At 68.2% G+C, this 12,893-nt stretch carries 10 protein-coding genes; 8 read left to right on the top strand and 2 right to left on the bottom strand.

Features of this window, described 5'->3' with window-relative positions; all coding sequences use genetic code 11:
* The first annotated feature begins 186 nt into the window (after nt 1-186).
* From FO044_RS10050 to FO044_RS10040, 3 genes are all read left to right on the top strand, one after another.
* Nucleotides 187-1,830 carry a DAK2 domain-containing protein gene (locus FO044_RS10050; RefSeq protein ID WP_132991746.1) on the top strand — a complete coding sequence of 548 codons (1,644 nt, stop codon included), beginning with the start codon at nt 187-189 and terminating at the stop codon, nt 1,828-1,830.
* A complete protein-coding gene (recG, locus tag FO044_RS10045) occupies nt 1,830-4,127 on the top strand; it encodes an ATP-dependent DNA helicase RecG (RefSeq protein ID WP_186290623.1) in 2,298 nt (765 codons plus the stop codon). The genes FO044_RS10050 and recG overlap by 1 nt, the downstream gene beginning before the upstream one ends.
* An 89-nt stretch (nt 4,128-4,216) precedes the next feature.
* Nucleotides 4,217-4,948, top strand: a complete 732-nt coding sequence (locus FO044_RS10040) for an HNH endonuclease family protein (protein WP_143965585.1) — start codon at nt 4,217-4,219, stop codon at nt 4,946-4,948.
* A 26-nt stretch (nt 4,949-4,974) separates the two neighbouring features.
* Here FO044_RS10040 and FO044_RS10035 read toward each other — a convergent pair whose 3' ends face one another.
* Together FO044_RS10035 and FO044_RS10030 are read right to left on the bottom strand one after the other, a co-directional pair.
* Nucleotides 4,975-6,132, bottom strand: a complete 1,158-nt coding sequence (locus FO044_RS10035) for a glycerate kinase family protein (RefSeq protein ID WP_143965584.1) — start codon at nt 6,130-6,132, stop codon at nt 4,975-4,977.
* 39 nt (nt 6,133-6,171) lie between these two features.
* Nucleotides 6,172-7,671 (bottom strand): SLC13 family permease, encoded by a 1,500-nt coding sequence (locus FO044_RS10030; protein ID WP_222103198.1) that lies wholly within the window; start codon nt 7,669-7,671, stop codon nt 6,172-6,174.
* Between the two features lie 201 nt (nt 7,672-7,872).
* Here FO044_RS10030 and FO044_RS10025 point away from each other — a divergent pair, with 201 nt between their 5' ends.
* The 5 genes from FO044_RS10025 (at nt 7,873) to FO044_RS10005 (ending at nt 12,891) form a co-directional block, all read left to right on the top strand.
* Entirely contained in the window at nt 7,873-8,310 is a 438-nt protein-coding gene (locus tag FO044_RS10025) for a hypothetical protein (protein ID WP_143965582.1), read from the top strand.
* Nucleotides 8,255-9,808, top strand: coding sequence for a sensor histidine kinase (locus tag FO044_RS10020; protein ID WP_222103197.1), 1,554 nt, complete (start codon nt 8,255-8,257; stop codon nt 9,806-9,808). Before FO044_RS10025 ends, FO044_RS10020 begins: the two co-directional genes overlap by 56 nt.
* Complete coding sequence (locus FO044_RS10015) at nt 9,805-10,464, top strand: response regulator transcription factor (RefSeq protein WP_143965581.1); 660 nt, start codon at nt 9,805-9,807, stop codon at nt 10,462-10,464. The genes FO044_RS10020 and FO044_RS10015 overlap by 4 nt, the downstream gene beginning before the upstream one ends.
* 244 nt (nt 10,465-10,708) lie before the next feature.
* Complete coding sequence (locus tag FO044_RS10010) at nt 10,709-11,995, top strand: glutamate-5-semialdehyde dehydrogenase (RefSeq protein ID WP_143965580.1); 1,287 nt, start codon at nt 10,709-10,711, stop codon at nt 11,993-11,995.
* Nucleotides 11,992-12,891, top strand: coding sequence for an AAA family ATPase (locus tag FO044_RS10005; RefSeq protein ID WP_132991738.1), 900 nt, complete (start codon nt 11,992-11,994; stop codon nt 12,889-12,891). The genes FO044_RS10010 and FO044_RS10005 overlap by 4 nt, the downstream gene beginning before the upstream one ends.
* Nucleotides 12,892-12,893 lie beyond the last annotated feature (2 nt).

The following is a 12,893-nucleotide window of genomic DNA, read 5'->3' as shown; positions in this document are numbered from 1 at the left end:
GGCGGAAGTTCCCGGCGTGACCACCGGTGACGATACCGTGCAGAGATGCGTTCGTCGCTGTCGGCGGGCGACGGTAACCTCGGACACAGCCTGCACCGGCCGTCGGGAGGGGCCTGGCAGGTTCAGGACAAGACAGGTCGGCAGCAGAGAAGGTCCGGCGCGTGCGAATGCGGGGTGGTGGAGCGAATGACGACGAACGGTGCCCCGGTCAGCCCGCAGCTGATCCGCGACTGGGCGCAGGCGTGCGCCGACGGTCTCGATGACATTCGCGGCGAGATCAACGAGCTGAACATCTTCCCGATCCCCGACTCGGACACCGGAAGCAACATGGCCAACACGATGTCGAGGGCCGTCGCATCCCTCGACGAGGTGCCTGCCGACACCGGCCTGTCCGACACCGTGCGCGCGCTCGCCGACTCCGCTGTATCGAGTGCACGGGGCAACTCCGGGGTGATCCTCGCGCAGATATTCGTCGGTCTCGCCGACGCCGTGGACCTCGCGCTCGCCGAGCAGGACCCCAGCTTCAACCGGCTGTTCAAGAGCGGGCTTCGCCTAGCGTCGCTAGCGGCGCGCCGGGCCGTCAGCGAACCGCGCGAGGGCACCGTGCTGACGATGCTCAAGGTGGCCGCGCAGACGGCGGACGATCACGTCTCGGCCTCGCCCGCGGACCTCGTCCGCGCCGTCGCGGAAGATTCCGCGGAGGCGCTCGAGCGGACCACCGAGCAGATGCCGGAATTGGCGAACGCCGGTGTCGTGGACGCGGGCGGCAGGGGATTCCTGGTGCTCGCCGACGCGATGGTGGCGGTGGTGACCGGCGTGTCGAACAAACGGCGTGCGTACCGCGGGTCGGCTGCCGGGCCGGGCGGCCTCGGCGGATCGGACTGCTCTGCCGACGGCGACACCAATTTCGAGGTCATGTACCTGCTTGAGGGTGCGGACGCGCAGCAGATAGCCGGTCTGCGCGACCGGCTCGGTGAGCTCGGCGATTCGGTGGTGATCGTCGGTGACAGCTCCGATACGTTGGAGCGGTTCTCCGTTCACGTGCACACCGACGAGCCGGGAAGTGCGGTGGAGGCCGGACTCGATCTGGGCGACGTCCGGGACATCCGGATCAGCTGCTTCGTCCTGGACGCCCTCAATGCAGCGCCGGGCGCCACGGAGGCGCCGCCGCGTCACAAGCGCGCCGTGATCGCACTGGTGACCGGCGACGGCGCGGAAGGTCTGTTCACCGAGGCCGGCGCCTCGGTCGTGCGGGCCGACGACGGTGTCTGCTCGGATACCCTGGCCGACGCGATCCGGGCCACCGACAGCGCGCACGTGGTGGTCATGGGCAACGGCATGATCTCGTCGCAGGATCTGGTCGAGGTCGGTGCGAAGTCGCGGTCAACACAGCGTTCGGTCGTGTTCCTGCCGACGATGTCGATGGCCCAGTGCCTGCCCGCGCTGGCAGTTCACGACCCAGGGGAGTCGGCGGATGTCGACGCGTTCGCGATGGCCGAAGCCGCGGCGGCCACGCGGTGGGGTTCTCTGGTCCGTTCTACCGGCCGGATGATGACACTGGCCGGGACCAGTGAGGTCGGCGACATCCTGGGGCTCATCGGATCGGACGTGCTGGTGATCGCGCACGAACAGGACGAGGCGGCCACCGCGCTGCTCGACCTGATGCTCGCGACCGGTGGTGAGATGGTCACCATCCTCGCCGGTCGCGATCTGGATGAGGAGACGCGCCAGGCGATCGTCGAGCACTTCCGGGAGCACCATCGGGGCATCGAGCTGGAGGTCCACGACGCCGGCCAGGTCGGCGATCTCCTCCAGGTCGGAGTCGAATGATGCTGACGGCCGCGTCGCCGCTGACCGATTCGTCACTCGATCCGGCACTGGTCAAGAAGCTGGCCGGTCTGGAGCTCACCACCGTCGGCGAACTCCTGCGGTACACGCCGCGGCGTTACATCAAGCAGGGGCAGCCCTCCAAGTCCGAGCTACCCGAGGCGGACGAGCGGATCACGGTGATCGGGCGCATCGAGAAAGCCCAGATGATCTCGATGAAGAAGCGGTACGGGCAGTTCCTCAAGATCGTCGTCAACGACGGCGTCCGCCGATACGAGGCGAGCTTCTTCAACGCCCGCTACATCAAACGCGTACTGGTGCCCGGAGTACGGGTGGCGCTGGCGGGCACGGTGAAGTTCTTCCGCGATCAGGTTCAGCTGTCGCACCCGGATTGGCTGGTGCTGCCCGACGACGGCATGGAGCAGCAGAGCGACGAGATGATCGACGAGCTGTACGCCGCAACACCGGAACCCGGCTCGGACGGATCGCCCGATTCCGGGTCGACCGGCGCCACCTCATCGACCGGCACGGTGGAGGACGCCGAGGCCTTCCGCCGGTCGATCATTCCGATGTACCCGGCTACCCGTGACGTGCAGACCTGGGAGGTGTGGCGTGCGGCCCGGCAGGTTCTCGCCGACACCGTGCCCGCCGCCGATCCGCTGACCGAGGAGCAACGGACCGCCCGGGAGCTCATCACCAGCGATGCGGCGATCCGGGAAGTCCACCTTCCCGGATCGATCGAGGACGTCGAACAGGCGAGGGAGCGACTCAAGTTCGACGAGGCTCTGGCGATTCAGACGGCGCTGGCGCAGCGTCGCGCCGATCTGGGGGCGGAGACGTCGGCGGGGTGCGTCCACGTGCCGGGTGGGCTGGAAGACGAGCTTCTCGAGCGGCTGCCCTTCGAGCTGACGGACGGCCAGCAGCACGTGCTGGCCGAGATCGGTGATGATCTGGCACTCGCGCACCCGATGAACCGGCTGCTGCAAGGTGAGGTGGGCTCGGGGAAGACGCTGGTGTCGTTGCTGGCGATGCTGCGCATCGTCGACAACGGGCACCAATGCGCCATTCTGGCTCCGACGGAGGTGCTTGCCGCACAGCACTACCGCACGGTCACGAAGATGATGGGCGACTTGGCCCGCGCGGGTGAGCTCGGTGCCGCCGACGGAGCGACCCGAGTCGGCCTGCTGACCGGTTCCATGAGCACCGCATCCAAGCGGCAGACGCTGCTCGACGCGGTGACCGGGGAAGCCGGGATCGTGATCGGTACCCACGCTCTGCTGGAGGAGCACGTCGAGTTCGTCGATCTCGGCATGGTGGTGGTCGACGAGCAGCACCGGTTCGGTGTGGAGCAGCGAGACATCCTGCGGTCGAAGGGGCGGCAGGATCATCGGCCGCACTTCCTGGTGATGACCGCGACTCCCATTCCGCGAACCGTCGCGATGACCTCGTTCGGCGACCTCGATACGTCGGTGCTCACCGAACTGCCGCGCGGGCGCCAGCCGATCACGACGAGCGTCGTCCCGATGCGCAATGCGAGATGGGTCGACCGGACATGGACGCGCGCCGAGGAGGAGATCGCCGCGGGCCGTCAGGTGTACGTGGTGTGCACGCGCATCGGCGACGAGGAACCCAAGCCGAAAGCGAAGTCGAAGGCGGAGAAGGAGCCGGAAACCGACGACGATCAGCAGGAGACCGTCTCGGTTCTCAAGCAGGCCGAGGAACTGGAGAACGGCCCGCTTGCCGGGCGCCGGATCGGGATCCTCCACGGCCGCATGCATGCGGACGACAAGAACGATGTGATGGACGCGTTCACGCGCGGAGAGATCGACGTGCTTGTTGCGACCACCGTCATCGAGGTCGGTGTCGACGTTCCGAACGCCACCATGATGGTCATCGTGAACGCCGACCGGTTCGGCGTCAGTCAGCTGCACCAACTGCGCGGCCGCGTGGGCCGTGGTCAGCATGCCGGACTGTGCCTCCTGATGACGATGGCGCACGATCTGTCCGGCTCGATGGAGCGCTTGCGCGCCGTCGAGAGGTCGGCTGACGGGTTCGAGTTGGCGATGGTGGATCTAGCCCAGCGGCGCGAAGGTGACGTCCTGGGATCCCTGCAGTCCGGTGGCAAGACGTCGTTGAGCTTCCTGTCGCTGATCGACGACACCGAGGTCATCGACGATGCCCGCGGCCTGTCGCAGTCGATCGTCGACGCCGACCGCGAACTCGCGCACCATCCGGCACTGGCCGATCTGGTCCATGCGGTGCTGCTGCCGTCTCGCGCGGAGTACCTCGAGAAGTCGTAGCCGTGCGTCGGTAGCGGGTGCCGGCCGGGAACCCGGCACCCGGTTCCGAGCGTCCAATCATTGAGGACGCGATCGGAAGTGGGGGAGCCATGCGATGGGCAGACCGGCACGCGAGGCGCCGTCCCGGCGCAGCCCGGCTGACGGGCCGGCAGTGGGCTGGGGTCGCCGGGTTCGCAGGCATCGCGGTGAGTGTCGCAGTCGGCATCGGGCCGATCGAGGATCGCGGGACGGTGCCCGCCGCTCGGATCGCGAGCGCCCAGGCGGCACTGGCGAAGACGGCCGTCATCGCCGGCCGACCGCCGCACGACTCCGGGTACGACCGAGACTCCTTCGGCACCGCCTGGACGGATCGCTCCGATGCGCGCGGGGCGGGCAACGGCTGCGACACGCGTAACGACATCCTGTCGCGGGACGTGGAGGTGTCCGGCCGGGTGGCCATCGCGTCGTGTCCGGGTGCGGTCGCCGCAGGAACCATGACCAGCCCGTACACCGGGCGGCCCGTCGTCTTCGAGCGGGGCCGGAAGTCCGCTGCGGTCCAGATCGACCACATCGTCCCGCTGTCCTACGCCTGGGATATGGGTGCCCGGTCATGGACTTCGTTGCGGCGCATTGCGTTTGCGAACGACCCGTCGAATCTGGTCGCCGTCGACGGTTCGAGTAACCAGGCGAAATCCGACGCCGAACCCGCGCGCTGGATGCCGCCGCTGCGCGACTTCCACTGCCAGTACGCAGTCCAGTTCGCGCTGGTCCTGCACCGCTACGGTCTCCCGGTGGACGCGCCGTCTCGCGGTGTGCTGGCCGATGCGCTGTCCCGATGTTGACGGTGGCGGTCCGTGACCTGCGCCATTCATCCCAGGTTCGCGCCGACGAGGAGCAGCCGAAGCATGCGTTCAGTGGCGTCGGTCAGGTAGTCCGTCGCTCCGCGCATGGCGTCGTCCAGCGACAGGGGCGCCGGCATGATCGAGGCGATGGCCGCGATCCCGGCATCGTAGTTGAGGTGAGCGCCGTCGCCGATGGTTCCGGCGAGAGCGACCACCGGCTTGCCGTGCTGGGCGGCGATCCGCGCGACCTCGGCGGGAATCTTGCCGCGCGGCGTCTGCATATCGATGGCGCCCTCCGCGGTGAGCACGAGGTCGGCGTCCGCGATGGCCGAGTCGAGGTCGACGTGATCGAACATCACGTCGAACCGAGGGAGCAGCTTGGCGCCCAATCCGGCCGCGAGCCCCGCGCCGAGTCCTCCCGAGGCTCCCGACCCTGCGGCCGTCCGCAGATCGACGTGTCGGTCGCGTTCGAGGATCTTGGCCCACCTCGTCATCGCGGACGACAGGATCTCGACCTGCGATGCGGTAGCGCCCTTCTGCGGGCCGAATACCCGTGCGACGCCTCGTTCGCCACAGAGGACGTTGTGCGGGTTCACTGCGACGCGGATCTCGACGTCGGCGATCCGCGGGTCGAGGTCGGTGAGGTCGAGCGATTCGACTTCGGCGAGTGCCGCGCCACCCCAGCCGACCGGCTCGCCCATCACGTCGGTGATCCGTGCGCCGAGTGCCTGCAGGGCGCCGGCACCGCCGTCGCAGATGCCGGAGTCGCCGCACCCCACGAGAATGCGCTCGGCCCCGGCATCCAGTGCGGCCGTGATCAACTGCCCGACGCCGTAGCTGGTGGTCGCGCCGGGATCGCGCATGTCACGGGGTACCAGGGACAGGCCGGCGGCAGCCGCCATCTCGATCACGGCGGTCGTGGCGCCGGGTGTTCCGAGCAGGGCGAAATGCGAGTCGACCTCGTCTCCGACGGGGCCGATGACGCGTACGGCTCGCACGCTGCCTCCGGTCGCCTCGGCGAGCGCGACCGCGGACCCTTCTCCTCCGTCGACCAGTGGCAGGGTGTCGACGGCGGTCCGTGGAAGGACCCGACGGATGCCCGCCGCGATTGCGGCGGCAGTCTGCGGTGCGGACAGGCTCTCCTTGAATCCGCTGGGAGCGACGACTATTCGACGGATGGACATCTGGTACCTCCAGGTTGAGCAGGGCGGTCGGTGGACGGGTCAGGAGAGGGGTAGGCCGAGGTGCGGCCAGAGCCAGAGCGCACAGACGACCACGAGCAGCACGGTCATCGGAGCGAGCCGGGCGCTCAAGCGCAGCAGGTCCGCACTGTCGTAGGTGGGGATGCCCGCGACGTCGGAGAACATCGCGACCGGTTTCGCAGACGAGGTGAGCGTGTGGCAGAAACCGGCAGCGGCGGTGGACGCGAATGCCAGGGCGACTGGATTGAGGCCGGCAGCCAGTGCGACCGGTATCACCAAGGGCACGAGGACCGAAGAACGCGCGGTCCGGGACTGGATGAGGAGATGCGCGGCGACGCTGATCGAGACCACGGTGAGCACGACGGCCCACACGGGCGCAGTGGCGACGGCTCCGAACATCCCGCCGGCGAGCCATTGAGCGGCCCCCGAGGCGGCGAGCGCCGCGCTCAGCGTCGCGGTCGCAGCCATGAAGACCAGGAGCGACCAGGGCACTGTGCGCAGACCGGCGCTCATCGTGGTGGTGCCCACGCGGGGGCTGGTGATCACCAGCGCGCCGGCGAGCGCGATGAGCGCGGGGTGAGCGCCGTGCAGCCCTGCGGTGCACCAGCCGAGAGCGACTGCGCCGAGAATCACCAGAGCCCGGGTCTCGCTCCGGGTCAGGGGGCCGGCCAACGGCGTCGAGACGCCGGCTGCGAGGTCGGCGGCACTGATGCGCAGCGGCTCCGAACGGTCGGTCGCCGTCGTGAACAGAGCGAGCACGAGCTCAGTTGCAGTATGTGCGGACAGCGCGGCGAGCGGGATGCCGAGTAGGAGCCATCGCGCGAAGCTGATCTGGTCACCGGTGGTCGCCGCGAGAACCTCGTTGGTCACCAGATGCGCGCCCGCGCCGATGAGGGTGGCGACGGCGGTCAGCAGGATGACCGTCGGGAACAGCACGGAGAAGGCCTTGACGACCCTCCGGCGTTCGGCGATCACGCCGGCGAGCGCGGTGAAGATCGGGAGGGTGAGGGCCGCGCGACCGGAGGTCGACGGCACCGCGAAGGCGGTGACCAGCAGCGATACGGTGACGAGGTGCGCCAGTTGGCGGACCGATGTGGCGCGGGTCATCAGGAGAGCGGCGAATCTGCCGGTCAGTCCGGTGGCCGAGACACCCGCGGAGAGGACGAACGCCGCGACCAGGAGCCAGATGGTCTCCGACCCGAGAGTGGAGAAGAGCGCCTCGCTGCCGACCACACCGGTCGCCACCAATGCGAGTGCGGCGCCGAGGGCCACGTAGGTGTCATCGATCCGGGTGCCCGCCCACAGTGCGACAGCGAGGATGAACACGACCAGCGAGATGCGCGCCGGTCCGTCCGGCCCGCCGGGGAGCGCCAGCACGAGGACGGCGAGACCTCCGACACCGCACAGCGCCGCGAGCCTCGTCGTCGAAGGCTTGTGCAGCCCGTTCGGGCCCCACGCGACGGACCGGCGCGACTCGACGCGGGCCGGTGCCTCCTGCCACGGGGGAAGTGTCTGTGCCACGGAAGGGACGGTGAGCTGTTCCTGCATGAACACCACGTTTCGTCCCGGTGATGAGTCGCCCGTGAGAACGGGATGATGAAACCTTCATCTTCGGCGCCTGCGCCGCCGATCGTCGGCGTGAACTGGTGGAACACATCTGGATGAAGATGTCTTCATCCAGGTTTCATCCAGGCCTCAGAAGCCGGGGGCAGCGTCAACGGCATGAAACCTGCAATGCGTGGAGCTGGAATCATCGGAATGGCCGTCATGGGTGTCGTAGTCGGCGCACTGGGGATCGCCTACTTCCTGGTCGGAACGTCCGATCCGGTCGGAGATCCCCCGGCGTACGTCCGGATCGGCGAATCGGCGTCGAAGGACGACGATGTCGACGACCGCTCGCCAGTGCCGAATAGTCCAGTGCCGAATAGTCCAGGACCGAACAGTCCGGTGCCGAATGGTCCGGAGCCGAAACCCCGACAGGCACCGGCACCGGATGCGACGCAGGCGCCCCTGCAACCGCGAGTCGAGGTCGTGCCACCCGGATCGGGTCAGAGTCCGCAGTTCGGCGACGACGACTGGGATGATTACGGCGACGATGATGACGATGATGACGACGACGGGGACGACGATCACGGGGGCGACAGCGACGATGACGACTGACTCCGCAGCGTCGCACGCGAACCCGTCACTCGCCGGTGATGAGTCCGCTGGGGTTGCGCGCAGGCGGATCCCCGCTCGACTGCTCATCATCGGCTGGGTCATGCTGCTGATGTTCGGGGTCCTGCTCGTGGTCAATCTCGCCACCAGGCAGGAGCTCCACAACGAGGTGGACGAGGAAGTCGGCCAGGCGTTGGTGCAGGAGATCGAGGAGTTCGTCGGGGTGGCCGCGGTCGGTGTGAACCGGTCCACGCACCTGCCGTACAGCAACGTCGCGGAGATCCTCGACAGTCATCTGCATCGCCAGTACCCCGATGACGACGAAGTGGTCGTCGGGGTACTGCCCGACGGCAGTATCGTCCGGCAGAATCGCGGTGAGCCGTATCCGTTCGCGTCCCGGCCGGATCGAGTCAGGGAGGTCGTCGCAGACCAGTCGGCGAGCGGCTCGTTGCACACCGAGGACGGTGAACTCCGATGGCGGAAGGTCTCGGTCACTCCTCCCGAGGCCGGGATGAACCCGGGGACCTTCATCGTCGGATTCGCCATCGACCGGGACCGCGCCGAGGTCGTGACGACCATGCGCACATTGACGATGGTGAGCGTGGTCGGTCTGCTCCTAGCCGGGGTGGGCGCGTACCTGGTATCGGGCCGGATCCTGGCGCCGATCAGGCTGGTGCGCAACGCCGCTGCGGAGATCAACGAGACCGACCTGACTCGGCGGATCGCGGTGACCGGCCGCGACGACGTGTCCGCGTTGGCTGAGCAGTTCAACGCGATGCTCGACCGGCTATCGCTCGCCTTCCAGTCGCAGCGCGACTTCCTCGACGACGCCAGTCATGAACTCCGCACGCCGATCACCATCATCCGCGGCCATCTCGAGTTGATGGGCGATGATCCGCAGGAGCGGGTGGACGTCATGCGTCTGGTCACGGAGGAACTCGACCGGATGAGTCGCCTGGTCGAAGACCTGCTGCTACTCGCCAAAGCGGAGCGGCCCGACTTCGTCGTGCCGCAGGAGGTGTCGGTCCCCGAACTGACCGTCGACATCCATTCCAAGGTGCGGGCACTCGGAGATCGTCGCTGGCTGCTCGATTCGGTCGGTGAGGGGACGGCCGAGGTCGATCCGCAGCGTGTCACACAGGCGATGGTGGCGTTGGCGCACAATGCGGTCGGGCACACCGGACCCGGTGACGAGATCCGGCTGGGATCAGCGCTGCACGACGATCCGAGCGGGCGCCCGTCGGTGTCGTTCTGGGTCACCGACACCGGTCCGGGCGTGAGTCCGGCCGACCAGAAGACGATCTTCGCGCGTTTCCACCGCGGGTCCCGCCCACGTGAGACCACCGGATACCGAGCCGGGGCGGGACTCGGTCTGGCGATCGTGAGTGCGATCGCGCAGGCTCATCGCGGTGAGGTGAAGCTGACGTCCGTGTCGGGTGAGGGCGCCACTTTCGGCGTGGAGCTTCCCGCCGCAGCACCATTGGAGAGGACCACTTCGTGAATCGCATTCTGATCGCCGAGGACGAGGAACGGATCGCGTCGTTCATCGAGAAGGGATTGCGCGCGAACGGATTCGTGACCACATCCGTCGGGGACGGCGACTCCGCACTGGAACTGGTCCGTCAGGGCGGGTTCGATCTCGTGGTGCTCGACATCGGCTTGCCGGGCCGAGACGGGTTCGAGGTGCTGCGCAGTCTGCGCGCTGAGAAGGTGTCGACCCCGGTCGTCATCCTGACGGCGCGGGACACCGTCACCGACACGGTGGCCGGCCTCGAGGGCGGTGCCGACGACTACATGACCAAGCCGTTCCGGTTCGAGGAGCTTCTGGCTCGCGTGCGCCTGCGGCTGCGGGCCGGTGAAGCGGTCCCCGAGGTGAGCGTGCTCACCGACGGGACGGTGTCGCTGGACCTGCGGACCCGGCGCGCCACGGTACGGGACCGGACCGTCGACCTCACCGCGCGTGAGTTCTTGCTCCTCGAACTCTTCCTCCGGCACCCCGACCAGGTGCTGGCGCGTGAGCAGATCCTGTCGCACGTGTGGGGATACGACTTCGACCCCGGGTCCAACATCGTCGATGTGTACGTCCGCGCCCTGCGCAAGAAGATCGGCGCGGACGCCATCGGCACGGTGCGGGGAATGGGATACCGGCTCGGCTGACCGAACGCCGAGCCTGTGCGCCGGATGCCGCCGTATTGCCATGTGCGGCCGATCCGCTGTCGCACCGCTGACCAGATCGAGTGCCGCGTTGGGTCTTGCCGCTCCCGCGGCAGCTACCGCGTCACGCGGCGCTTGCGAAGGCCGCGTGAGGCAGTACCTGCCGCGGGAACGAGCTGCGGAGCGGAACCGGCCGGGACTGGAAGGGCGTAGCGGGTACCGCCGCCCCGAGCGCTAACCTGGGTGCATGAGCGCACCGACCACCACCGACGCCGCTGCAGACAGCACAGCGGCGGGCATAACGACAGTCGTCACCGACCTGGCGAAGGCTGCCAAACTCGCCGCGCGCAGCCTCACCAGCCTCACCACCGCCCAGAAGGACGCCGTCCTGCTCGCTGCGGCCACCGCGATCGACGAGGCCGCCGAGACGATCCTCGCGGCCAATGCCGAGGACGTCGAACGCGCCGAGGCGGCAGGAACAGAGGCTTCGCTCGTCGACCGGCTCCGTCTGACGCCCGAACGGGTCGCGGGCATCACCGGCGGACTCCGCCAGGTGGCGGCCCTGCCGGATCCGATCGGCCAGGTGGTCTCCGGCAAGACGCTGCCGAACGGTCTGGACCTGCGTCAGGTTCGCGTTGCGCTCGGCGTGGTCGGATTCGTCTACGAGGCGCGCCCCAACGTGACGGTCGATGGCTTCGGGATCGCCTTCAAGTCGGGTAACGCGGTGCTGCTGCGCGGCTCGTCGTCTGCGGCCAGTTCCAATGCTGCGCTCGTCGAGGTGCTGCGCGCCGTGCTGTCGGAGCATCGGGTCAGCCCCGATGCCGTGGCCCTGTTGCCGAGTGAGAGCCGGGAGAGCGTCACCGCGCTGATCCAGGCGCGTGGACTGGTCGACGTGGTGATCCCGCGCGGCGGAGCCGGACTGATCTCCGCGGTCGTGGCGAACGCGACCGTCCCGACCATCGAGACCGGCACCGGAAACTGCCACGTCTACGTGCACGCCGATGCCGATGTCGACATCGCGACCCGCGTCGTTCTGAACTCGAAGACGAGGCGGCCCAGCGTGTGCAACACGGTCGAGACCGTCCTCGTCGACGCAGCGATCTCCGAGCAGGCGCTGGCGCCCATCATGTCCGCACTGCAGGCGCAGGGCGTCGTCATCCACGGTGACGAGCCGGGGATGGAGCCGGCCACCGAGGACGACTGGCGCCGCGAGTACCTGTCGCTCGACGTGGCGATGAAGACCGTCGACGGCCTCGACGCCGCCATCGACCACATCGTCGAGTACGGCACCGGGCACACCGAGGCCATCGTCACGCGATCGCTCGCCGCGGCGAACGAGTTCACCACCCGCGTCGACGCCGCCGCCGTGATGGTGAACGCCTCCACCGCGTTCACCGACGGCGAGCAGTTCGGGTTCGGCGCGGAGATCGGCATATCCACACAGAAGCTGCACGCCCGCGGCCCGATGGGTCTCACCGAACTCACGTCCACCAAGTGGCTCGTCTGGGGCGACGGACAGGTGCGCACCCAGTGAGCGCGGCCGATTCGATCGTTCCCGCCTTCACCGACACGGCCGACGTCGCGCAGCGTCTGCGCGGCACCGGGTATCTCGCGGACAACGCGACCGCGACCACCGCGTTCCTGGCCGACCGTCTCGGCAAACCGATGCTGGTGGAGGGCCCGGCCGGTGTCGGCAAGACCGAACTCGCACGGGCCATAGCTCAGGCGACGGGTTCGGAGCTCATCCGGCTCCAGTGCTACGAGGGGATCGACGAGGCACGGGCGCTCTACGAGTGGAATCACGCCAAGCAGATCCTCGCCATCCAGGCTGCGGGTCAGCGTGATTGGGACGCGACGAAGAACGACATCTTCTCCGCGGAGTTCCTTCTCGCCCGCCCGCTGCTGACCGCGATCTCCCGAACTGAGCCGACGGTGCTGCTGATCGACGAGATCGACAAGGCCGACGTCGACATGGAGGGGCTGCTACTGGAGATCCTGAGCGACTTCGCGGTGACCATTCCCGAGATGGGCACCGTTGCGGCCCAGCGCCGTCCGATCGTGCTGCTCACCTCGAACGCGAACCGGGAGCTCTCCGAGGCGCTCAAGCGCCGGTGCCTGTACCTGTACATCGACTTTCCGGATGCGGCGCTCGAACGCGAGATCCTGTCGTCGCGGGTACCCGAGCTTCCGGAGCGGGTCGCGAACGAACTCGTGCGGATCGTCGGAGTGCTGCGCGAGTTGGACATCAAGAAGAAGCCGTCGGTGGCCGAGACCATCGACTGGGGCAACACTCTGCTGGCGATGACCACGGGAGAGGAGTCGATGAAGGGCGGACGTCTCGACGAATCGCTCGTCGCGCGCACGCTCGGCGTCGTCCTCAAGCACCGCCCGGATGTGAAGACCGCGATCCGCGAACTGAAGCTGGGCTGAGG

The sequence above is a fragment of the Gordonia zhaorongruii genome (genome assembly GCF_007559005.1).
In the GTDB taxonomy this organism is placed as follows: Bacteria; Actinomycetota; Actinomycetes; order Mycobacteriales; family Mycobacteriaceae; genus Gordonia; species Gordonia zhaorongruii.
The sequence above is the reverse complement of the archived record's forward strand: the minus strand, read 5'-3'. Positions and strand labels throughout refer to the sequence as shown.